General features: G+C 72.7%; 17 protein-coding genes, 2 tRNA genes and 1 pseudogene. 17 read left to right on the top strand and 3 right to left on the bottom strand.

Annotation, left to right across the window (positions count from 1 at the left end):
- Positions 1-42: 42 nt before the first annotated feature.
- The 5 genes from nadD (at position 43) to ACFXG1_RS14895 (ending at position 3985) form a co-directional block, all read left to right on the top strand.
- Positions 43-687 carry a nicotinate-nucleotide adenylyltransferase gene (nadD, locus tag ACFXG1_RS14915; protein WP_384742692.1) on the top strand — a complete coding sequence of 215 codons (645 nt, stop codon included), beginning with the start codon at positions 43-45 and terminating at the stop codon, positions 685-687.
- A 19-nt stretch (positions 688-706) separates the two neighbouring features.
- Positions 707-2575: an LCP family protein gene (locus ACFXG1_RS14910; RefSeq protein WP_384742689.1), complete on the top strand. Its 1869-nt coding sequence runs from the start codon at positions 707-709 to the stop codon at positions 2573-2575.
- Positions 2576-2718: 143 nt separating this feature from the next.
- Positions 2719-3156, top strand: coding sequence for a ribosome silencing factor (gene rsfS, locus ACFXG1_RS14905; RefSeq protein ID WP_384709436.1), 438 nt, complete (start codon positions 2719-2721; stop codon positions 3154-3156).
- Entirely contained in the window at positions 3153-3809 is a 657-nt protein-coding gene (locus ACFXG1_RS14900) for a histidine phosphatase family protein (RefSeq protein WP_384709443.1), read from the top strand. Before rsfS ends, ACFXG1_RS14900 begins: the two co-directional genes overlap by 4 nt.
- A gap of 103 nt (positions 3810-3912) precedes the next feature.
- Positions 3913-3985: transfer RNA gene (locus tag ACFXG1_RS14895), tRNA-Ala, on the top strand.
- Here the strand turns inward: ACFXG1_RS14895 and ACFXG1_RS14890 are convergent.
- The gene (locus tag ACFXG1_RS14890; protein WP_384709433.1) at positions 3977-4957 is read right to left on the bottom strand and encodes a helix-turn-helix transcriptional regulator; all 981 of its coding nucleotides are present in this window, start codon (positions 4955-4957) and stop codon (positions 3977-3979) included. The two genes, ACFXG1_RS14895 and ACFXG1_RS14890, sit on opposite strands and share 9 nt — an antisense overlap.
- Before the next feature lie 102 nt (positions 4958-5059).
- On the opposite strand from ACFXG1_RS14890, the gene ACFXG1_RS14885 reads away from it, so the two are divergent.
- The 10 genes and pseudogenes from ACFXG1_RS14885 (at position 5060) to ACFXG1_RS14840 (ending at position 17923) form a co-directional block, all read left to right on the top strand.
- Complete coding sequence (locus ACFXG1_RS14885; RefSeq protein WP_384709430.1) at positions 5060-6646, top strand: MFS transporter; 1587 nt, start codon at positions 5060-5062, stop codon at positions 6644-6646.
- A gap of 72 nt (positions 6647-6718) precedes the next feature.
- Complete coding sequence (locus ACFXG1_RS14880) at positions 6719-6886, top strand: hypothetical protein (RefSeq protein ID WP_384709427.1); 168 nt, start codon at positions 6719-6721, stop codon at positions 6884-6886.
- Positions 6886-7119: a hypothetical protein gene (locus ACFXG1_RS14875; protein ID WP_153482153.1), complete on the top strand. Its 234-nt coding sequence runs from the start codon at positions 6886-6888 to the stop codon at positions 7117-7119. Before ACFXG1_RS14880 ends, ACFXG1_RS14875 begins: the two co-directional genes overlap by 1 nt.
- Before the next feature lie 204 nt (positions 7120-7323).
- Positions 7324-7396, top strand: a tRNA-Ala gene (locus tag ACFXG1_RS14870).
- Positions 7397-7778: 382 nt separating this feature from the next.
- Positions 7779-10655 carry a leucine--tRNA ligase gene (gene leuS / locus ACFXG1_RS14865; RefSeq protein WP_384709423.1) on the top strand — a complete coding sequence of 959 codons (2877 nt, stop codon included), beginning with the start codon at positions 7779-7781 and terminating at the stop codon, positions 10653-10655.
- A gap of 282 nt (positions 10656-10937) precedes the next feature.
- Positions 10938-11708 (top strand): hypothetical protein, encoded by a 771-nt coding sequence (locus ACFXG1_RS14860; RefSeq protein ID WP_384709420.1) that lies wholly within the window; start codon positions 10938-10940, stop codon positions 11706-11708.
- Positions 11709-11785: 77 nt separating this feature from the next.
- Positions 11786-12631, top strand: coding sequence for a DegV family protein (locus tag ACFXG1_RS14855; RefSeq protein WP_384709417.1), 846 nt, complete (start codon positions 11786-11788; stop codon positions 12629-12631).
- A 377-nt stretch (positions 12632-13008) separates the two neighbouring features.
- Positions 13009-13983 (top strand): ComEA family DNA-binding protein, encoded by a 975-nt coding sequence (locus tag ACFXG1_RS14850; RefSeq protein ID WP_384709415.1) that lies wholly within the window; start codon positions 13009-13011, stop codon positions 13981-13983.
- A gap of 479 nt (positions 13984-14462) precedes the next feature.
- Positions 14463-16793 (top strand): annotated as a pseudogene (locus ACFXG1_RS14845) (ComEC/Rec2 family competence protein); the annotation flags it as partial.
- Positions 16794-17077: 284 nt separating this feature from the next.
- Positions 17078-17923: an arylamine N-acetyltransferase gene (locus ACFXG1_RS14840; RefSeq protein WP_384709440.1), complete on the top strand. Its 846-nt coding sequence runs from the start codon at positions 17078-17080 to the stop codon at positions 17921-17923.
- Positions 17924-18008: 85 nt separating this feature from the next.
- On the opposite strand, the gene ACFXG1_RS14835 is transcribed toward ACFXG1_RS14840, so the two are convergent.
- The gene (locus ACFXG1_RS14835) at positions 18009-18257 is read right to left on the bottom strand and encodes a hypothetical protein (RefSeq protein ID WP_384709412.1); all 249 of its coding nucleotides are present in this window, start codon (positions 18255-18257) and stop codon (positions 18009-18011) included.
- Between the two features lie 71 nt (positions 18258-18328).
- Between ACFXG1_RS14835 and holA the strand changes: the two genes are divergently transcribed.
- Positions 18329-19327, top strand: a complete 999-nt coding sequence (holA, locus tag ACFXG1_RS14830; RefSeq protein WP_384742681.1) for a DNA polymerase III subunit delta — start codon at positions 18329-18331, stop codon at positions 19325-19327.
- A 300-nt stretch (positions 19328-19627) separates the two neighbouring features.
- Here the strand turns inward: holA and rpsT are convergent, their stop codons facing one another.
- Entirely contained in the window at positions 19628-19894 is a 267-nt protein-coding gene (gene rpsT / locus ACFXG1_RS14825; protein ID WP_384709406.1) for a 30S ribosomal protein S20, read from the bottom strand.
- Between the two features lie 234 nt (positions 19895-20128).
- Here rpsT and lepA point away from each other — a divergent pair, with 234 nt between their 5' ends.
- Entirely contained in the window at positions 20129-22000 is a 1872-nt protein-coding gene (gene lepA, locus ACFXG1_RS14820; protein WP_384709403.1) for a translation elongation factor 4, read from the top strand.
- The last annotated feature ends 89 nt before the right edge of the window (positions 22001-22089 follow it).

The raw sequence follows: 22089 nt of genomic DNA, 5'->3' as shown, positions 1-22089 counted from the left end.
CGCCAACCGTCCCGTACGCACGTGCCAGTAGGCTCTGCACGCATGGGAGAGCAGGAACAGCAGGCGGGTGCCGCGCCCGGTGCGCCGGGCGCCGGTCCCGCCAGGCGACGACTCGGTGTGATGGGCGGGACGTTCGACCCCGTCCACCACGGACATCTGGTGGCGGCGAGTGAGGTGGCCGCTCTTTTCCACCTCGACGAAGTCGTCTTCGTGCCCACCGGCGAGCCGTGGCAGAAGACGCACAAGGCGGTCTCCCCGGCGGAGGACCGCTACTTGATGACCGTGATCGCGACGGCCTCCAACCCCCAGTTCTCGGTGAGCCGGATCGACATCGACCGCCCGGGGCCGACGTACACCATCGACACCCTTCGGGACCTGAAGGCGCTCAACGAGGACGCGGACCTCTTCTTCATCACCGGCGCCGACGCGCTCTCCCAGATCCTGGGCTGGCGGGACGCGACCGAACTCTTCTCGCTCGCCCATTTCATCGGCGTCACCCGCCCCGGGCACGATCTGACGGACGACGGTCTCCCCGAGGGCAAGGTGTCCCTGGTGGAGGTCCCGGCGCTGGCGATCTCGTCGACCGACTGCCGGTCGAGGGTCGCCAAGGGGGACCCGGTCTGGTATCTCGTACCCGACGGTGTCGTGCGGTACATCGACAAGAGCCAGTTGTACCGCGGCCACTGAGCCCGGAGAGGGGGCACCGGTGAACGACCAGCAGCATCCGTACGACCCGTACCAGCCGCAGATCATCGGCTACGACGCCTACGGACAGCCGGTCTACCAGCAGCCCCAGCAGCCCGACCAGGTTCAGCGGCCCCAGGACTCCGCGTACGGCGACGGCCCTTACCCCCAGGAGTACGGACAGGACTACGGACAGGGGTACGGCGGGGAGTACGGGCAGCAGGCCTACGACCCGTCGTACGAGTCCCATGTCCCGAGCCCCCCGGACGGCGGCGGGGAGTACGGCCACCCCGGCTACGAGGGCTATGAGCCCGCGTCGTACACCGGGTACACCGCGTACGACGGACCCGCCGGACCCGCCGGACCCGCCGGACCCGCCGGAACGACGGGGAGCACGGGGGAGCCGCAGCCGGGGCAGACGTACGGCCACGATCCCGAGGGCCGCGCCTACGAGGGATACGGCTACGACCCCGGGCCGGGAGCCGGCACCGGTTCCCAACCGAGGGTCGTCGACACCACCCAGCAGTGGACCGTGCCCGCCCAGCACCCGGCCCCGGACGCCGAGCGGCAGCCCGCTGGGCCCGACACGGCGTCCCTGCCCGGACCGCGGCGCCCCGACGGGGACCGGCCCGCCGACGAGCGCGACTACCGCACCGAGCAGTTCGCGTTCATCGAGGAGCCGGACGAGGAGTCCGAAGACGTCATCGACTGGCTGAAGTTCACCGAGAGCCGGTCCGAACGGCGCGAGGAGGCCAAGCGCCGCGGCCGCAACCGGGTCGTCGTGCTCGCCGTCGTCCTGGCGCTGACCCTGTTGGGCGGGGTCGGCTGGCTGTGGGCCGAGGGCGCGCTGCCGGGTATGTCGGACGAGGGGAAGAAGAGTGTCTCCGCCGGGGCGCAAAAGCGCGATGTGATCGTCGTCCATCTGCACAACACCAAGAAGAAGGGCACGTCGACCGCCCTTCTCGTCGACAACGTCACCACCGGTCGGGGCACCACGGTGCTGCTGCCCAACGCCATGGCCGTCGCCACCGACGACGGTGCCACGACGACCCTGGCGAAGTCCGTCGAGTCCGACGCCGCCGGTGCCCGTGAGACCGTCGGTACCCTGCTCGGCGCCCGGATCAGCGGCACCTGGCGGCTCGACACCCCCTTTCTGGAGAACCTCGTCGAACTGGTCGGCTCCATCGATCTGACCACCGACACCGACGTCCCCGGCGAGACGAAGAACGCGGCCCCTCTCGTGAAGAAGGGCGAGAACCAGACACTGAACGGCCGTGCCGCCGTCGCCTACGCCACCTACCTCGGGCCCGGGGAGGCCGAGGCCGAGCAGCTCCAGCGGTTCGGCCAGGTGATGCAGGGCGTGCTGAAGAAGTTCCCGGGCGACGCCGAGTCCGCGACGGTCACCGTGGAGACTTTGGGCCAGATCCTCGATCCGTCGCTCACCGAGAAGGACCTCGGCGCGTCCCTCGCCAAGCTGGCCGATCACGCCAAGGGCGGCGACTACGCCACCCTCGTCCTCCCGATCGGTTCCGACGGCCGGCTCACCGAGCAGGCGTCGGCCCGGGTGGTCCGGGACGTCCTGGGCGGCTCCGTCACGGCGCCCGAGAAGGGCGCGGCGGTCCGGGTCGGCTTCCGTGACGCGACCGGGCAGGCGAAGACGGCGGAGACCGCACGGATCGCCCTGGTCAACGCCGGTTACGCGGTCGTCGACGGCGGCTCGGCGAAGACCGCGGGCACCTCCTCCGTGACCTACGGTGACGATGCCCGCAAGGCGGAGGCCGCCGAGGTCGCCAAGACGCTGGGGCTCCCGGCGTCCGCGGTGAGGAAGGGCACGGCTCCGGCGAACGTGGACATCGGGATCGTGCTCGGCAGTGACTACGGGACGGGCTGACCGGAGGCGGTGGGCGGGCACGGGCGGGGCGGCCGGGAGACGGCGCGGTCCCGCCCCGGCGCCCGCCCCGGGAAACCCGGCCGGGGATGTCGGCGGTCCGTGAGACCCTTGTCTGGTACACGACCGCCGACGAAAGCCAGCCAGTGACCGCATCCGACCGCTCCATCGAGCTCGTCAACGCCGCCGCCCAGGCGGCCGCCGACCGGCTCGCGCACGACATCATCGCCTATGACGTCAGCGATGTGCTCTCCATCACCGACGCTTTCCTGATCGCCTCCGCCCCCAACGACCGCCAGGTCAAGTCGATCGTCGACGAGATCGAGGAGCGGCTGCTCAAGGAGCTGGGAGCCAAGCCGGTCCGCCGCGAGGGCGACCGCGACGCCCGCTGGATCCTGCTGGACTACGTCGACATCGTCGTCCACGTCCAGCACAGTGAGGAGCGGGTCTTCTACGCCCTGGAGCGGCTGTGGAAGGACTGCCCCGAGCTGACGCTGCCCGAGGACGCGGCGAAGACCCGCGGCAAGGGCAAGGAGCACGCCGAGCTGACCGGCGGCGCGGACACGGACGGTGAGCTGAACTGAACGAGGACGCCTACAAGCGCACCGGCCGCCGTCTCGTCCTGTGGCGGCACGGCCAGACCGCCTGGAACCTGGAGCGCCGCTTCCAGGGCACGACGGACATCCCCCTCACCGAGGGCGGGATCGCCCAGGCCCGCCGCGCGGCCCGGCTGCTGGCGTCCCTCCAGCCGGACGCGATCATCGCCTCCGATCTGAAGCGCGCCGCCGCGACCGCACATGAGCTGGCCGAGATCACCGGCCTCGACGTCGTCCACGACGAGGGCCTGCGGGAGACCTGGGCCGGGCTCTGGCAGGGGCTGACCCACCAGGAGATCAAGGAGCGGTACGGCGAGCAGTACGCCGCCTGGAAGCGCGGCGAGCCCGTGCGCCGGGGCGGCGGCGAGCTGGAGACCGAGGTGGCCGACCGGGCCGCTCCGGTGGTGCTCAGCCATGCCGAGAAGCTCCCGGAGGACGGCACCCTGGTCGTCGTCAGCCACGGCGGCACCATCCGTACCACCATCGGGCGTCTGCTCGGTCTGGACTCCGGACACTGGGAGAGCCTCGGCGGCCTCTCCAACTGCTGCTGGTCGGTCCTCGGCGAGGGCGCGCGCGGCTGGCGGCTGCTGGAGCACAACGCGGGTACGCTCCCCGAGCCCGTCCTCGGCGACGACACCTGAGCCGTCCCGATCCGGCCTTCCGGCCGGGCCATCGGATTTCCCTTTCCGGCAGGTCGCAGGCTAAAGTTCTTCTTGTTCGCAGCGCCGAGCGCGAAGAACACCAGGGGCTATAGCTCAGTTGGTAGAGCGCCTGCATGGCATGCAGGAGGTCAGGAGTTCAATTCTCCTTAGCTCCACAGTCCGGAACCCCGTCCTCCTTCCGAGGGCGGGGTTCCGTCGTTCCCGGACCCGTCCAGGCGGTACAGCTCCTCCAGACGACGGCCGCTCTCCTCGTCGCCGGGGGAGTGGATCACCATCCGGGACTCCGGCAGCCCGTTGATCTCCATCGATACCGACGTCATCCGCATCTCGCCCACGAGGGGGTGCCGGAAGGCCTTCAGCCGGGTGCCCGGCGGCAGCACATTCCCGCTGCGCCACAACTCGGTGAAGTGCGCGCTGGCCGCCGAGAGCCGTTTGATCAGCGACTCCCACGCCGGATCGCCCACATGCCGTCCGTAAGCGCCTCGGAACTGGGCGACCATCAGCGGCAGCTCGATCTCCGGATGGCAGACCGGGCACTCGCTCCAGCCCGCCGCCGCGAACAAGGTCCACAGCAGATTTCCCCGCCCCGGCCCCCGGACCAGATCGGCCCGGAAGAGCCGGTCGTACGAGCGGTTGGCGGCCAGCAGGTCGTACCGCGCGTTGTAGACCACGGCGGGACGCGGGTCGAGGGCGTCGAGCACGGACCGGATCTCGGGGCCGACGGCCTCCGCGCCCCCGTCCCCGGCCGGGGAGGCCGGTTCGTACGGCACCCGCGCCAGGTGGTACAGATGCTCCCGCTCCGAGGAGTCGAGCCGCAGGGTCCGCGCGACCGCGTCCAGCACCTGCGGCGACGCGTTGATCGGCCGCCCCTGTTCCAGCCAGGTGTACCAGGTGACCCCCACCCCGGAGAGCTGGGCCACCTCCTCGCGGCGCAGGCCAGGGGTGCGCCGGCGTAATCCCGGCGGCATTCCGAAGTCCGCCGGGGTCACCCGGGCCCGGCGGCTCCGCAGAAAGGCCGCCAGCTCGGGTCTGCGGCGGTCCGCCCGGCCCCCTTCCCCGTCCCCGCGCGTGCTTCCCCGGCCCCGGGTCGCTGCCCCCGGCCCGCTTTCGGTCGTCATCGCCGTCACCCCTCCATGGTCGATGCCGGCACCCGGCGCTGCCAGGTGCTGCCGGTACCAGGATCAGCGGGCTCTCACTCCCCGTACCCCCGGGGCGTCAACCTCGGGACCATGCCGACGACCTCCCCCCGGCCCCCACGCGCCGCCGATTCCCCCGCTCCCGGTTCCAGTAAAGCCCCCGGCACCGACAACCGCCCCGCGGTGGTGCTGGCGTTGGTGCTCGCGGCCCAGTTCATGGCGCTGCTCGACGCCTCCGCCGTCCATGTGGCCGCGCCCACGATCCGTACCGAATTCGGCTCCTCGGGCGCCGGGTTGCAGCTGATCGTCGCCGGGTACACGGTGACGTACGCGATCCTGCTGATCACCGGCGCCCGGCTGGGCGGTCTGATCGGGCACCGCCGGATGTGGCTCGGGGGGCTCGCGCTCTTCACGGTCGCGTCGCTGGCCTGCGGAATGGCCGCGGGCACCGGTCAGCTGATCGCCTTCCGACTGCTCCAGGGCGTCGGTGCGGGCCTGCTGATCCCGCAGGTGCTGAGCCTGATCCAGCGGCACTTCACCGGGGAGGCGCGGGTCCGGGCCGTCGGCGCGTACTCGGCCGTCCTGGCCGTCGGGGTCGTCGCGGGCCTGGTGGTGGGCGGAGTCCTGGTCGGTACCGATGTCCCCGGCGCGGGCTGGCGGTCGGTCTTCCTGGTCAATGTGCCGATCGGCGTCGCCCTGATGGTGCTGGGCGCCCGCAGTCTGCCGCGCGACCGGCCGGGCGACCTCGCCCACGACCCCGCCCGCGACCCCGCCCCCGGTCCGGCCCGCGGTCCCGGTCCCGCCCACGGTTCCGATCCGGCCCGCGTCGATCCCGCCCGCGACCGTCGGAGTCACGTTGCCCCGGCCCGTGCGGACGGGGCCCGTGCCGACCGGGACCGTCTCGATCTGCCGGGGCTCGTGCTGCTCGCGGCCACGGTCGGCCTGTTCACCGTGCCCCTGGTGCTCGGCCGGGAGTACGACTGGCCGCTGTGGACCTGGGCGTGTCTCGCCGCGACGGTGATCCTGCTGGGACTCTTCCTGGCCCATGAGTCCCGCCTCGCCCGGCGCGGCGGGACCCCGCTCGTCGCGCCCCGGCTGCTGCGAACCCCCGGTATGGGCACGGCCGTCACCCGGATCGCGCTCGCGATGGCGGTCAACGTCGGCTCCTTCTTCGCGCTCACCCTGCACCTCCAGGACGGCCTGGGCCACGGCCCGCTGCGCGCCGGGCTGACCTGCCTGCCGACCGGGCTGGCGTACGGCGCGGTCGCGCTCACCTGGCGGCGGCTGCCCGTACGGTTCCGGCCGGCCCTGGTGCCGGGCGGGTTCGCGCTCGTCGCGGTGGCGCTGATGGCCGCCGGTGCCCTGTTGAAGGACGGCGACGCCGGGCTCCCCTTGTACGCGGCGCTGGCCGCCCTGGGAGCCGGGCTCGCGGCGGCGCACAGCCCCGCCCTCGCGGGGGCGCTGGCCGAGGTGCGGCCCGAGGACGCGTCCGACGCCAGTGGGGTGCTGGTGACGGTCGTCCAACTCGGTCAGGTCGTCGGGGTGGCCGCCGTCGGCGCGCTCTTCCTGGACCTGCGTACGGCGGTCGGCTCCGGCGACGCCTGGTGGTGGGTCGCCGTCGCGCTGGCCGCCGCGTCCGTTCTCGGCTCACTCACGGGTCTCCTCCGCAAACGCCGCTGACCCGGGCGGATATGTCGTGGCAGAATCGGACGGCCGGAGGGGACACCGGCCAGTACGGGTAAGGAGAGCGCGATGTCCGCCAGCACGAGCCAGGACGGCGACGCCCTGCTCGGTGCCGAGGACGTCCGCGCGACCCTCAGTTGCCCGTCCTGTGGATCGGCGCATGTCGCCCAGGTCCTCGGCGACAATGGTGGAGTCTCTTACGTGTGCACGTCCTGCGGCCACAGCTGGACAGACTGATGGGGGCGCACAGGCGTAAATGCGACTGGTGCGGCAGTGGTACGCCCATCGTCCGCGACATGGACCCGATCAATCCCGAGTACCAGTACTGGTGCGAGGAGTGTGCGAGAGCGCTGATCATAAAGGGAGATCCCATCGAGACGTACCGGGAACTGGAAGGCGAGCCGATCTACGGCCGTCTGCTCGACGACCACTGCACGCTGAAGCGCTTCTACTCCTTCGCGACGGCCTGACGGCAGCCGCGTCCCGGCCGTACGCGGCCGTCGACGGGCGGCCCGGCACGGCTCGGAGCCGTCCCGATCGTCCCGGTTCCACCCCTTCTCCATCCACCCCCGTCCCGGGTCGGGAACGGATTTGGTGAAGCGGGCGGGAGGGCGTTAATGTTGTCGACGTCGCCGGGACACGGAGGAAACACCGAACCGGGCGACATCGCGCAAGGGGCTATAGCTCAGTTGGTAGAGCGCCTGCATGGCATGCAGGAGGTCAGGAGTTCAATTCTCCTTAGCTCCACAGTCGGGAGAATCCCGCCGGACCCGGTCCGGCGGGATTTTTCGTTGTGCGCCGGACGATCCCACCGGACGTTCCGCCGAACGATTCCGTCGAACGTTTCCGCCGGGCGTTTCCGTCGGGCGCTTCCCCGGGCGCGATACACCGGGCCGCGCAGGTACGCACGCGCGGCCGCGACGCCCCCTGCGGTACCCTGACGTCATGCGTGCCGTACGCCTTCTGCTTAGCGGGCCGCGCTGATCAGTCCCGGCGGACGAGAGTCCGGTCGGAATCGGCGCGGCTTCCCCTCCTGTGCGAGGGGTCCTTTTGTTTGCGGGCCCTGCGCCCCGGCCGGGCGCCCCTTCCGTAACGCCGGGCAGAGACGATCGATGGAGCTTTGAAGACGATGAGCGAGACCAATCCCGCAGTTCCCGCCGCTTTCCCCGCCGCCGGTGACGTGGGCGCACCGCACCGGTACACGGCGGGTCTCGCCGCCGAGATCGAGGCGCGCTGGCAGGACGCCTGGGAGGCCGACGGCACGTACGAGGCACCCAATCCGGTGGGCGATCTGGCCGGGGACCCCGCCGTGGCGGCCCGGCCCAAGAAATTCGTCATGGACATGTTCCCGTACCCCTCCGGTGCGGGGCTGCACGTCGGCCACCCGCTGGGGTACATCGCGACCGACGTCTACGCCCGCCATCTGCGGATGACCGGCCACAACGTCCTGCACACCCTGGGCTTCGACGCCTTCGGCCTGCCCGCCGAGCAGCACGCGGTCGCCACCGGCACCCACCCCCGGGTGTCCACCGAGGCGGCCATGGACAACATGAAGCGTCAGCTGCGCCGACTGGGCCTGGGCCACGACCAGCGCCGCTCGGTCGCCACGATCGACCCCTCGTACTACCGCTGGACGCAGTGGATCTTCCTGCAGATCTTCAACTCCTGGTACGACGAGGAGGCCGGCCGCGCCCGTCCGATCGCCGAGCTGGTCACCGAGTTCGAGGCCGGCCGTGAGATCCCCGGCACCACCCGTACCTGGGCGGAGCTGAGCCCCGTCGAACGCGCCGAGGTCCTGGGCGGGTTCCGGCTGGCGTACGCCTCCGACGCGCCGGTCAACTGGTGTCCCGGCCTGGGCACCGTGCTGGCCAACGAGGAGGTCACCGCCGACGGCCGCTCCGAGCGCGGCAACTTCCCCGTCTTCAAGGCGAAGCTGCGCCAGTGGAATATGCGGATCACGGCCTACGCGGACCGCCTGATCGACGATCTGGACGGTCTGGACTGGCCGGACGCGATCAAGCTCCAGCAGCGGAACTGGATCGGGCGCTCCGAGGGCGCCCGGGTGGACTTCTCGGTCGAGGGCCACGACGGCGAGCCGATCACCGTCTTCACCACCCGTCCCGACACCCTGTTCGGCGCCACCTATATGGTGCTCGCCCCCGAGCACGGGCTGATCGACTCGATCCTGCCCGCCGAGTGGCCCCAGGGTGTCAAGGAGACCTGGACCGGTGGCGCCACGACGCCCGCCGAGGCCGTCGCCGCCTACCGCAAGCAGGCACAGACCAAGAGCGACGTCGAGCGGCAGACCGAGCACAAGGACAAGACCGGCGTCTTCACGGGCGCGTACGCCCTGAACCCGGTGACGGGCACCCGGGTCCCGGTCTTCGTCGCCGACTACGTCCTGATGGGCTACGGCACGGGCGCGATCATGGCCGTGCCCGGTCAGGACGAACGCGACTGGGAGTTCGCCGAGGCGTTCGAGCTGCCGATCATCCGGACCGTACGGCCGCCGGACGGCTGGGAGGGCGAGGCGTACACCGGCCCCGGCCCGGCGATCAACTCCGCCAACGACCGGCTGTCCCTGGACGGACTGGACGTCGCCGAGGCCAAGTCCCGGATGATCGCCTGGCTGGTCGAGCAGGGCGCTGGCGAGGGCACCATCAACTTCCGGCTGCGCGACTGGCTGTTCAGCCGCCAGCGGTACTGGGGCGAGCCCTTCCCGATCGTCTACGACGAGGACGGCGTCGCGCACCCGCTGCCCGAGTCGATGCTGCCGCTGGAGCTGCCGGAGGTCGACGACTACTCGCCGCGCACCTTCGACCCGGACGACGCCGACACCGAGCCCGAGACCCCGCTGTCGCGCAACGAGGAGTGGGTGAACGTCACCCTGGACCTGGGCGACGGGCCCCGCCGCTACCGGCGCGAGACCAACACCATGCCCAACTGGGCCGGTTCCTGCTGGTACGAGCTGCGGTATCTGGACCCGCACAACGACCGGAAGCTGGTCGACCCGGCCGTCGAGCAGTACTGGATGGGCCCGCGCGAGGGTATGCCCCACGGCGGCGTCGACCTGTACGTGGGCGGCCAGGAGCACGCCGTACTGCATCTGCTGTACGCGCGGTTCTGGTCCAAGGTGCTGTACGACCTGGGCCATGTCTCGTCCGCCGAGCCGTTCCACCGGCTGTTCAACCAGGGCATGATCCAGGCGTACGTCTACCGGGACGGCCGGGGCTTCCCGGTGCCCGCCACCGAGGTCGAGGAGCGCGACGGCGGCTTCTGGTACGACGGCGAGCCCGTCAAGCGCGAGCTGGGCAAGATGGGCAAGTCCCTGAAGAACGCCATCACGCCGGACGAGATCTGCGACGAGTACGGCGCCGACACCCTGCGGCTGTACGAGATGGCGATGGGCCCGCTGGACGTCTCCCGGCCCTGGGACACCCGCGCCGTCATCGGCCAGTACCGGCTGCTCCAGCGGGTCTGGCGCAATGTCGTCGACGAGGCGACCGGTGAGATCACGGTCGTCGACACGGAGGCCGACGAGGCCACGCTGCGGGCGCTGCACAAGGCCGTCGACGGCGTCGGCCAGGACATGGCGGGGCTGCGCTTCAACACCGCCATCGCCAAGGTCACCGAGCTGAACAACCATCTGACCAAGGCGGGCGGCCCGCTGCCGCGGTCGGTCGCCGAGTCGCTGGTGCTGCTGGTCGCGCCGCTGGCCCCGCATATCGCGGAGGAGCTGTGGCACCGGCTGGGGCACGAGGACTCGGTGGCGCACCACGCGTTCCCGGTCGCCGACCCGGCGTATGTCGTGGACGAGACCGTGACCTGCGTCGTCCAGGTCAAGGGCAAGGTCAAGGCGCGGCTGGAGGTGCCGCCTTCGATCGCGGAGACCGAGCTGGAGGCGCTGGCACTGGCCGACCCGGGCGTGGTGGCGGCGCTGGGCGGGGCGGGGATCCGCAAGGTGATCGTACGGGCGCCGAAGCTGGTCAACATCGTCCCGGCGTGACGCTTCGCGCGGAACCTCACGGGGGACCTCGCGCGGAACGTCTCGCATGACGAGGTCCCCTGTGGAGGGACCGAACCGAGGGGCCCCCGGGGCCTCCGGGGCCCCTGAGACGGGCGCCGGGGGCCTCCGGGTTCTCCCCTACGGGCAGCTCGGGGGTTTCGCCGGAACCCTCGGCGGGCCCGCGCCGTTTACCGTGGAGACACCGCGTATCACCTGCTGTGGACGCGTACCACGTACGGTGGAGACGACGACATCTCCCAGGCTGAAGGCGAAGGGCTGCCCATGGAAGCCGCGATTCTGATTCTGGCGCTGCTCTTGGTCGCCTTTGTCGCTTTGGGGGCGTATGCAGGAGTCAAGGCGGTACGGGCGGCCAAGCGGGGCGTCGAGCGTACGGTGACGCAGGCCCGCCGGACCGTCGAGGACACGACCCTGCGGGCCAAGAGCCTGGGACAGGCCGGTGTCGCCGGTGAGCTGGCGCAGCTCCGGCTGGAGCTGCGGAACTCGATGCGGGCCACCCAGGACGCGCTGCGGGCGGGGGTCGCCGAGGACGCCTCGTTGTCGGAGTCCCTGGCCCTCTTCGACCGGTTGAGCGCCCACGGGCACGAACTCGACGACGAGATGCGACGGCTGGAGCGGGAGCCCGACCGGACGACGGTCTCGGCCAAGCTGCCGGAGCTGAAGGAGCGGGTCCAGAAGATCACCCACTCCGCGGAGTCGCTGCGCTGGGCGGCCCGTGACCGGGCCCAGAGGTTCGCCGACGACGATCTGGACACGCTCAGCGCCCAGATCGACATGGAGGCGGGCGCGCTGCGACACTGGTCGCAGAGTGCGGAGTCCGGCGCGTCCGACGCCCCCGGAGGGTTCGCGGACCCCGCTCCGGCGGCTCCGGCGACCCCGCCGCAGGCCCGTCGGGAGTCCGAGGGGCAGACCGGTGGAGACACCGGCGGTGCCGGCACGGCGGACGACGCGGGACCCCGGGCGATCACGGCGCGCGACCCCCGGGCCGAGCAGTACCCGTGGCAGAAGGCCGCCCGGCCGGAGACCACGAACTGACGTGATACCGGGGCCGGAACGGACGGGACACGGGGGCGGGCTGCCCTCGCGCCACGTCGGGCGGTAACCTCCCGGTCATGTCCCGCCATGTCGCGATCGTCACCGATTCAACGGCCTATCTGCCGCAGACCGCGGTGGAGCAACACCGCATCGTGACGGTTCCGCTGACGGTCGTCGTGGACGGCCGGGCGCTGGAAGAGGGCACGGAGATCTCCGCCCGGTCGCTGGCGCAGGCGCTGCAGAAGCGGCGCCCCGTGACCACCTCCCGCCCCGGTCCCGAGACCTTCGCCGCCGTCTACCGGGCCGCCGCCGAAGCCGGGGCCTCGGGGATCGTGTCGCTCCATCTATCGGCCGAGCTGTCCGGTACGTACGACGCGGCGGTGCTGGCCGCCAGGGACGCGCCCGTGCCGGTACGCGTGGTGGACACCGAGGTCATCGCCATGGCCCTCGGGTTCTGCGCCCTCGCCGCGGCGGAGACGGCCGAGGCCGGGGGCACGCTGGACGAGACGGTGGCCGCCGCGGAGAAGCGGGCGGCCGGAACCTCCGCGTACTTCTACGTCGACACCCTCGACTATCTGCGGCGCGGCGGCCGGATCGGGACGGCCAGAGCCCTGCTCGGCTCGGCGCTCGCCGTGAAACCGCTGCTCCAACTCGCCGACGGCCGGATCGAAATGCTGGAGAAGGTGCGTACGGCGTCGAAGGCGATCGCCCGGCTCGAAGAGCTGGCCGTGGAGTGCGCCGGGGCGGGGCAGGTCGATATCGCGGTCCACCATCTCGCGGCGCCCGAGCGTGCCGCGGCACTGGCCGACCGGTTGCGGGAGCGGGTGCCGGGGCTGGCGGAACTGCATGTGAGTGAAGTGGGCGCGGTCATCGGAGCGCATACGGGGCCGGGGCTGCTGGGGGCCGTCGTCTCGCCGAGGTGATCGGGCATCGGGGCCGGGTCCGGGATCGAGGCCGAGGGCCGGGGCGGGTTCGGGGTCCGGATGGGGGCGTTCGTCGCGGATTGTTACCTCGTGTGGGTGAGGGAGTTATCCACAAGGGGAGGGTTTTCCCCGGGAATTGAGCGGGGCGAGCGGGTGCGGCGGGGTGTGCCTACCGTCGAGGCATGGCTCTTCGATCACGTTCCGCAACCAGTGGGCCGGGCCGGGCCCCGGCGTCCGACGGCCGGGTCCGGCTCCGGCGGCGACCGGCGACGGCCCTCGGGCCGCACGGAGGCGCGCGCCGGGGTGCGGGTTCCGGCCCCGGGAGAGGCGGTTCGGTCCGGGGCGGGGTGAGGCACCGGGCGGTGACGGCGCGGGCCTTGACGGCGGAGCCGGTCCCCGGCTCGGTCGCCGATACGGCCTCCGGCACGGTCTACGGCTCGGTCGCCGATACGGCCTCCGGTACGACGGACGATGCCGTCGTCTCGTACGCGGGGGCGCGGGAGCGCGCGGCACCGCGTACGAGGGTCGGCGGGACCGGTGGGATCGGTCGGGTCATGGGGTCCGGTGAGGAGTCCGGACACCGGGGGCGGCGGAGTCCCGGGCCGCGTGACGACGCTCCACGACAGGGCGACGCGTTACGGCGGGCTGGTTTCGCCCTGGGGGAACGGCTGCCGCTCTGGGTGCGGCTGCGATGCGGACTCGAACCGCGGACGCTGGCCGCGCTCGCCGTCGTCCTGGTCGCGGCGGTGGTCCTCGCGGGTGTGCATTTCTGGTCGGGCCGCCCCCAGATGGTCCGACCGCCCGAACCGGTCCGTCGCGAGGCGCGGTCACCGATGTCCGCACCGACGTCAGCATCGGTGCCGGTGCCGGTGCCAGGGGCGTCGCCGGAGGTATCGCCGGGCGGCCGGGTCGTCGTGGACGTGGGCGGGAAGGTCCGCCGGCCGGGCATCCTCAGGCTGCCCGTCGGGTCACGGGTCGCCGACGCGCTGGCCGCGGCGGGCGGCGCGAAGGAGGACACCGATCTGACCGGGCTGAACCGCGCCCGGGTGCTCGTGGACGGGGAACAGGTGCTGGTCGGGGTCGCGGGGCCGGCGGGTACCGCGGCGGTGAGCGCCCCGGCGGCGGGGGCGGACCCCGGGGGCGCGGGGCCGGCCGGGACGGGACCGGTCAGCCTCAATACGGCCACGCTCGCCGAGTTGGACACCCTCCCCGGGGTCGGCCCCGTGCTGGCCCGGCACATCATGGAGTACCGGAGCCGTGGCGGCGGCTTCCGCTCCGTCGACGAACTGCGCGAGGTCGACGGGATCGGCGAGCGCCGGTTCGCCGACCTCAGGCCCTTGGTGCGGCCGTGACCCGCCGGGCCGTCCATGCCGCGTCCGGGCACCGGCTGGGGGCCGCGACGCCCCGTCAGGAGGGGCCGACCGATCTGCGCCTGGTACCCCCGGCCGTGGCCGCCTGGGTCGCCGCGGCCGTCGCCGCCGGGACCCCGGGCCGCTGGACGGCGTTCGCGGTCGCCCTCTGCCTCCTCGGCGCCCTGTGCCTGTCGGTACGAGTCGCCCTGCGGAGGACCCGCACCGATGGCGGTCCCCCGGGCGGTGGCCGCCCCGGTAGCGAGCCCCTGGGACACCCGCGCGCGGTCGCCCGGCCTCCGGACGACCGCGCCGCCCCGACGGGCGATGCCGTCGCGCCCGTCGGTGCGGTGCGCGCCACCGTAGGCCGCACGCGAGCTGCCGGACCGCGTGCGGGACCGACACCGGGGGACCGGGCGCCCGACAGCGGAGCCCGGTGCCCGTCCCGCCGGAGGCCCGGCCGTACGGGCGGGCCTTCCGGGCTGTCCACCGCCTCGGGCCCGGAGGCAGCCGCAGCCGCAGGTACGGGTACGGGCACGGGCCGGGGCCGGGGCGGGCGTCGGCGCGGGCTCAACGCGACAGCCTGTGCGGGGGTCCTGCTTTGCGCGGCCGCCGGTGCGTCGGCCGCCGCGCTCCATACGGCCGATCTGCGCCGGGGTCCGCTGCCCGCGCTGGCCGAACGGTCCGCTCCCGTGACCGTGGAGGCCACCGTGACGGCGGACCCGAGGACGGCCCTTCCCCGCGGGCGCGGTGACGGATCCGGCGGCCGGCCGGTCGTGATCGGCGCCGACGTCACCGAGGTGACCGCGCCCGGCGGCCGGGTCACCAGGGGCCGGACTCCCGTACTGCTGATCGTCCGGCCGGGAGAGACGCCCGGCGATCTCGCTCGGTGGCAGCGGCTGCTGCCCTCGACCCGGCTCCGGCTGACCGGACGGCTGTCACCGCCCGCCAACCGCGACGACCCGTTCGCGGCAGTCCTGCGGACCGGCGACAAGGTGCCCGAGACCCTCGGCGGGCCGAGCCTCGTCCAGCGGACCGCGGGACGGCTGCGGGCCGGGCTGCGCGAGGCCACCGACGGTCTGCCCGCGGACGCCCGGGCACTGGTCCCCGGGATCACCGTGGGCGACACCTCCCGGCTCACCCCCGAACTGCGGGACGCCTTCGCGGCGACCGACCTGTCGCACATCCTCGCCGTCTCCGGGAGCAATCTCACCATCGTGCTGGTGCTGCTGATCGGCCCGCCGGGCCGGGCGGGCCGGGCCGAACGGGGCGGACTCGCGCCCCGGCTCGGGCTGTCGCTGCGGGCGACGGCGCTCGCCGGGGGCGGGCTCACCCTGGCGTTCGTCGTGGTGTGCCGGCCCGAGCCGAGCGTGCTGCGGGCCGCGGCCTGCGGGGCCGTCGCCCTGCTCGCCATCGGAACGGGCCGCCGCAGATCCCTGGTGCCCGCCCTGGCCGCCGCCGTCCTGCTGCTCGTGCTCTACGACCCCCTCCTCGCCCGCAACTACGGCTTCCTCCTCTCCGTCCTGGCGACGGGCGCGCTGCTGCTCATCGCCCCGGGCTGGAGCGTGGCGCTGAGAAGGCGCGGAGTGCCGCCCCGGATCGCCGAGGCGCTCGCCGTGGCCCTCGCGGCGCAGGCCGTGGCGGCCCCCGTGGTCGCGGTCTTCGCGGCGAAGGTCAGCCTGGTGGCCGTCCCCTGCAACCTGGCCGCCGAACTGGCGACCGCGCCGGTCACCCTCCTCGGGTTCGCCGCGCTGGCCGTGGCGACCGTGTCGACGCCCCTCGCGGTGATCCCGGCCACGGTCGCCGGATGGTTCGCCCGGTGGATCGCGGCCGTCGCCCGGGCGGGTGCCGCCCTGCCCGGGGCGCAGTCCGACTGGCCGGGCGGCTGGCGCGGCGGACTGCTGCTGGCGGCCGCCACCGCCGTCGCCGTGTTCCTCGCCCGCCGGTTGTCCCGCCGGCCCCTGGCCGCCGCGTTCTGCGCCGTGGTGCTGCTGTTCGCCGTCGTACGGCCCGCCCCGCTGACCCGGGTCGTGTCGGGCTGGCCGCCGTTCGGTTGGACCGCGGTGATGTGCGACGTGGGCCAGGGGGACGCCGTGGTGCTGGCGGCCGGGGACCGGACGGCGGTCGTCGTGGACACCGGACCCGATCCGGAGCCCGTCGACCGCTGTCTGCGGGAACTGGGCGTCACCGGTGTGCCGCTGGTCGTCCTCACCCACTTCCACGCCGATCACGTCCGGGGGCTGCCGGGAGTGCTCGACGGCCGGACGGTCGGAGCCGTACAGACCACGACCCTGGACGAGCCGCGCGGCCAGGCGGAGTTCGTCCGCCGTACGGCGGACGCCGCCGGGGTCCCGGTGCTGCGGGCCGGACCGGGGGAGCGTCGCCGGACCGGACGGCTGACCTGGGAAGTGCTGTGGCCGGACACCGGGCCCCGCGCGGGCCCGGCGCCAGTCGAGGCCAATGACGCCAGCGTGACGCTCCTCGTCCGGATCGACGGCGGCCCCACCCTGCTGCTGCTCGGCGATCTCGAACCACCCGCCCAGCGGGCCCTGCTGCGGACCCGGCCCGGGCTCGGCCCGGTGGATGTGCTCAAGGTCGCCCACCACGGGTCCGCGCATCAGGACCCGGGGCTGCTGGGGGCGGTGCGCCCCGAGTTCGCCCTGATCTCCGCGGGCCGGGACAACACCTACGGGCACCCCGCGCCGCGCACCGTCGCGGCGCTGCGGGCCCTGGGCTCCGTGGTGCTGCGGACCGACGAGGACGGCTCGGTCGCCGTGCTCGGCAGCGGGGACGGGCTGCGCGCGGCCGTCCGGGGCGGGCGCCGATCCCGCCGGGGCTCCGGCGCGGTGCCGGGACCGCCGGGCGCCGGCGAAGGGCCCGTCCGGTGCCACGGCCGCGTGCCCCCGGGTATCCCGAAGGCCCGGATCGCCGAGGGCACGGACCGGAAGTCGCGGACGTCTCGTCCCGGATCTCGTCCCGGATCTCGGACCGGAGCCCGAGCCGTCACTGGGGCCGATGGCCCCCGGGGCTCGGTACTTGGGACCAAGTCGGTGCGACGCCCCTGCCGGACCAAGGGGTGGAGCGACACACTGGGATCATGGATGCCTATCTCCGCCGAATCGGAGCCCTCAGACCCGACCACGCGAACGCCGCGGCCCTGCGCGACCTTCAGCTGCGCCATCTGCGGAGCGTGCCGTTCGAGAATCTCTCCGTCCATCTCCGTGAGGAGATCGTGCTGGAGGAGAAGCATCTGCTGGACAAGATCGTGGCCGGTGGCCGTGGCGGCATCTGCTACGAACTCAACGGGGCCTTCGCCGTCCTGCTGCGCGAGCTCGGGTTCGGCGTCACCCATCTCCAGGCCCGGGTCTTCGGCGACGACGGGAAGCCCGGGATCCCGTACGACCATCTGGTCCTCCTGGTGGAGACCGAGGACGGCGCGGGGCGCCGGCTCGCGGACGTCGGCTTCGGCGACCACTCCCACTACCCCCTCGCCTACGACGTGCGGGAGGACCAGCCGGATCCGGCCGGTACGTTCCGGGTGGTCCCGGCGTCCGACGGCTACGGCGGGACCGCCGGGCAGGGTGCCGCTTCGCGCCGTCACCGTCCCGACCACCTCCACGACGGCGATCTGGTGGTCCTGCGCGACGGCAAGCCGCAGTACCTGGTGGAGACTCGGCCGCGCGAGCCGGCCGACTTCCGGGTCGGCGCCTGGTGGCACAGCACCTCACCCGCGTCGCACTTCACCCGGTCGCTCATCTGCTCCCGGCTCACCGACGACGGCCGGATCACCCTCAGCGGTCGTCGGCTGGCCACCACGCGGGACGGTGAGCGGCACGAGGAAACCCTCCGGGACGACGAGGCCGTGCTCCGCGCCTACCGCGACCACTTCGGGATCCGGCTGGACCGGCTGCCGCCCGATCCCCGCGAGGGCCGGGACGGCTGAGGCCGGCCGACGGGGCCCGGCACCGGACGGTGACGTCCCGGCACCACCCGCGCCGGGCGGCGCGGAGGCGCCCCAGGCGCCCCGGTCAGCGCGGCGTCTCCAGCCAGCCCTCGTACTCGGCGGCGAAGCCGTCCAGGACGACCGGGTCGAGCCGGGCCGCCGGGTCCTCCACCACGACTAGCCACTGGGCGTCCTCCGCGTCGTCCTCGCCCGCCAGCGCGTCCCGCACCAGCTGGGGTTCGTCGGTCACACCGAAGCGGTCGGCGAGTTCCCGCGCCACCTCCTCGGCGGCGTCGCGGTCCGGCAGCACCAGTACATGTCGTCCTTCACTCACCCGGTCATTGTCCGGTACGGGCCCACCGCGCGGGACCGCGGTGTCGGTGGGCCGTGGGATGCTGGACCACGATGGCCACCAGGAAGAACGCGACAGACGACCCGCTCGCCCCCGTCACCCTCGCCGTGGGGCAGGAGGACCTCCTGCTCGACCGCGCGGTGGCGCGTGTGGTGGCGGCGGCCCGGGCCGCCGACGCCGATACGGACGTCCGTGACCTCACCGCCGACCAGCTCCAGCCCGGCACCCTGGCCGAGCTGACGAGCCCTTCGCTCTTCTCCGAGCGGAAGGTGGTGATCGTACGGAACGCCCAGGACCTGTCGGCCGACACGGTCAAGGACGTCAAGGCGTATCTGACGGCGCCCGTCGAGGAGATCGCCCTGGTCCTGGTCCATCCGGGCGGGGCGAAGGGCAAGGCGCTGCTGGACGCGGCCCGCAAGGCCGGGGCGCGGGAGATCGCCTGTCCCAAGACCACCAAGCCCGCGGAGCGGCTGACGTTCGTCCGCTCGGAGTTCCGGGCGCTCGGCAGATCGGCGACGCCCGAGGCCTGCCAGGCGCTCGTCGACTCCATCGGCAGCGATCTGCGGGAGCTGGCGAGCGCCGTGTCCCAGCTCACCGCCGATGTCGAAGGCACCATCGACGAGGCCGTGGTCGGGCGCTATTACACGGGCCGGGCGGAGGCGTCCAGCTTCACCGTCGCCGACCGCGCGGTCGAGGGCCGGGCCGCGGAGGCGCTGGAGGCGCTGCGCTGGTCGCTCTCCACCGGGGTCGCCCCGGTGCTGATCACCAGCGCGCTGGCGCAGGGCGTCCGGGCGATCGGCAAGCTGTCGTCGGCGCGCGGCGGCCGTCCCGCCGATCTCGCCCGTGAGCTGGGCATGCCCCCGTGGAAGATCGACCGGGTACGGCAGCAGATGCGCGGCTGGACCCCGGACGGGGTGGCGGTCGCGCTGCGTGCCGTCGCGGAGGCGGACGCGGGGGTGAAGGGCGGCGGGGACGACCCGGAGTACGCCCTGGAGAAGGCCGTCGTCACCATCGCCCGCGCGGCCCGCTCGGGCCGCGGCGTCCCCCGCTGACCCGGGACGCGACAGGCCCGAGGGCCTGAATCCACGAGCCCAGACCAGCCCAGACCGGACCAAGCCTGTTCCCGGCCTGCTCCCGGGCATGCCGAAGGCCCCGGCCGGGAGGGCCGGGGCCTTCGGAAGGTTCTGCCGGTGGACGCGCACCCGCGTGGCGAACGCAGGACCAAGTGCGCGTCCGGTGCTGCCGGGGAGGAGCGGATGAGAGAGGGCCCGCTCGTCACCCCCGGCGATCACCTCGTCCGGTACCCCGCCTCGTCGCCGTGGTGGGGGTCACCGGATCGCGGTACCGGGTGATCAGCCCTGGAGCGCGTTGGCCTTGGACGCGAGCGCCGACTTCTTGTTGGCGGCGGCGTTCTTGTGGATGACGCCCTTGGAGACGGCCTTGTCGAGCTTGCGGGCCGCCTCGCGGGTCGCCGCGGCGGCCTTCTCGACGTCACCGGCGGCGACGGCCTCGCGGGCCTTGCGGATCGCGGTCTTGAGGGACGACTTGACGGCCTTGTTGCGCAGGCGCGCCTTCTCGTTCGTCTTGTTCCGCTTGATCTGGGACTTGATGTTCGCCACGAAAGAGCCTTCTCAGGTTCGATGATCTGTGATGGTCGTGGTCTCCCGCGTGATCCTCCCACCGGGGAGGACGCGAAGACACACAGCCAGCCACGGTACCAGCCGGGCTCCGGACGGCCCAAACCGGTCGCAGTCCCGTACGCGTGGGACGATGGAGGCTACGTATCGATCCGACATCGCCTCTCAGACGCGACGCCCGGTGCCGCCGGCGCGTCGCAAGAATCAGGACCCTGCGTGCCCGCGACTCCTCCCAACGTGCCAGAGCCGAGCCGTACCGACCCGGCGCTGATCCGCAATTTCTGCATCATCGCCCACATCGACCACGGCAAGTCGACCCTTGCCGACCGGATGCTCCAGCTCACCGGGGTGGTCGAACAGCGCCAGATGCGCGCCCAGTACCTCGACCGGATGGACATCGAGCGCGAGCGCGGCATCACGATCAAGTCTCAGGCCGTCCGGCTGCCCTGGGCGCCGACCGACGGCCCCGGCCAGGGCCGGACTCATATCCTGAACATGATCGACACGCCGGGTCACGTGGACTTCACCTATGAGGTCTCCCGCTCCCTCGCGGCCTGCGAGGGCACGGTCCTGCTCGTCGACGCGGCCCAGGGGATCGAGGCGCAGACCCTCGCCAATCTCTATCTGGCGATGGAGAACGACCTCACCATCGTTCCCGTGCTCAACAAGATCGACCTGCCGGCCGCCCAGCCCGAGAAATTCGCCGAGGAGCTGGCGAACCTCGTCGGCTGCGACCCCGACGACGTCCTGAAGGTCTCCGCCAAGACCGGTCTCGGCGTCGAGGCGCTGCTGGACCGCGTGGTGCGCGAGGTCCCCGCCCCGGTCGGTGTCGCGGACGCCCCGGCCCGCGCGATGATCTTCGACTCGGTCTACGACTCCTACCGCGGTGTCGTGACCTACGTCCGGGTCATCGACGGCCAGCTCGGCAAGCGCGAGCGGATCCGGATGATGTCCACCGGCGCCACCCACGAACTGCTGGAGATCGGCACCAACTCGCCCGAGATGCTCGCGGCCGACGGCCTGGGCGTCGGCGAGGTGGGCTATCTGATCACCGGTGTGAAGGACGTCCGCCAGTCCAAGGTCGGCGACACCATCACCCAGCAGTCCAAGGGCGCGACGGAGGCCCTCGGCGGGTACAAGGAACCCAAGCCGATGGTGTTCTCGGGCCTCTATCCGCTGGACGGCTCCGACTACCCCGAGCTGCGCGAATCCCTCGACAAACTCCAGCTCAACGACGCCGCCCTGGTGTACGAGCCGGAGACCTCCGCGGCCCTCGGCTTCGGCTTCCGGGTGGGCTTCCTCGGCCTGCTGCACCTCGATGTGATCCGCGAGCGCCTCGAACGCGAGTTCGGCCTCGATCTGATCGCGACCGCGCCGAACGTGGTCTACCGGGTGATCATGGAGGACGGCACCGAGCACACGGTGACCAACCCGAGCGAGTTCCCCGAAGGCAAGATCGACGAGGTCTACGAGCCGGTCGTACGCGCCACGATCCTGGCGCCGAGCGAGTTCATCGGCTCGATCATGGAGCTGTGCCAGGCCCGTCGCGGCACGCTGCTCGGCATGGACTACCTCTCCGAGGACCGGGTGGAGATCCGCTACACCCTGCCCCTCGCGGAGATCGTCTTCGACTTCTTCGACCAGCTGAAGTCCAAGACCCGCGGTTACGCGTCCCTGGACTACGAGCCCACCGGCGAGCAGTCGGCCCAGCTGGTCAAGGTGGACATCCTCCTCCACGGCGACAAGGTGGACGCCTTCTCCGCGGTCACCCACCGCGACCAGGCGTACGCCTACGGAGTCCGGCTGGTCGCCAAGCTGAAGGAGCTCATCCCGCGGCAGGCCTTCGAGGTGCCGGTCCAGGCCGCCATCGGCTCCCGGGTGATCGCCCGCGAGACCATCCGCGCCATCCGCAAGGACGTTCTCGCCAAGTGCTACGGCGGTGACATCTCCCGTAAGCGGAAGCTGCTGGAGAAGCAGAAGGAAGGCAAGAAGCGGATGAAGATGGTCGGCAGCGTCGAGGTGCCGCAGGAGGCCTTCATCGCCGTCCTCTCCAGCGACGACAACGGTGGCGGCAAGAGCAAGAAGTAGGCGCGGGAGGTCCCGCGCGGGGCGCCCCGGCGGGCCGACCCGCCCGGCGCCGGCCGGGGCCGTGCCCCGCCGCCCCCAAGCGGTGGGCG

Source organism: Streptomyces sp. NPDC059248 (assembly GCF_042753905.1).
In the GTDB taxonomy this organism is placed as follows: domain Bacteria; phylum Actinomycetota; class Actinomycetes; order Streptomycetales; family Streptomycetaceae; genus Streptomyces.
The sequence above is the reverse complement of the archived record's forward strand: the minus strand, read 5'-3'. Positions and strand labels throughout refer to the sequence as shown.

Bases quoted from the DNA above. Each gene is read 5' to 3' on its own strand.
- nadD (WP_384742692.1), top strand. From the start codon at position 43: ATGGGAGAGCAGGAACAGCAGGCGGGTGCCGCGCCCGGTGCGCCGGGC.
- ACFXG1_RS14885 (WP_384709430.1), top strand. From the start codon at position 5,060: ATGCCGACGACCTCCCCCCGGCCCCCACGCGCCGCCGATTCCCCCGCT.
- ACFXG1_RS14880 (WP_384709427.1), top strand. From the start codon at position 6,719: ATGTCCGCCAGCACGAGCCAGGACGGCGACGCCCTGCTCGGTGCCGAG.
- ACFXG1_RS14875 (WP_153482153.1), top strand. From the start codon at position 6,886: ATGGGGGCGCACAGGCGTAAATGCGACTGGTGCGGCAGTGGTACGCCC.
- leuS (WP_384709423.1), top strand. From the start codon at position 7,779: ATGAGCGAGACCAATCCCGCAGTTCCCGCCGCTTTCCCCGCCGCCGGT.
- ACFXG1_RS14860 (WP_384709420.1), top strand. From the start codon at position 10,938: ATGGAAGCCGCGATTCTGATTCTGGCGCTGCTCTTGGTCGCCTTTGTC.
- ACFXG1_RS14855 (WP_384709417.1), top strand. From the start codon at position 11,786: ATGTCCCGCCATGTCGCGATCGTCACCGATTCAACGGCCTATCTGCCG.
- ACFXG1_RS14840 (WP_384709440.1), top strand. From the start codon at position 17,078: ATGGATGCCTATCTCCGCCGAATCGGAGCCCTCAGACCCGACCACGCG.
- holA (WP_384742681.1), top strand. From the start codon at position 18,329: ATGGCCACCAGGAAGAACGCGACAGACGACCCGCTCGCCCCCGTCACC.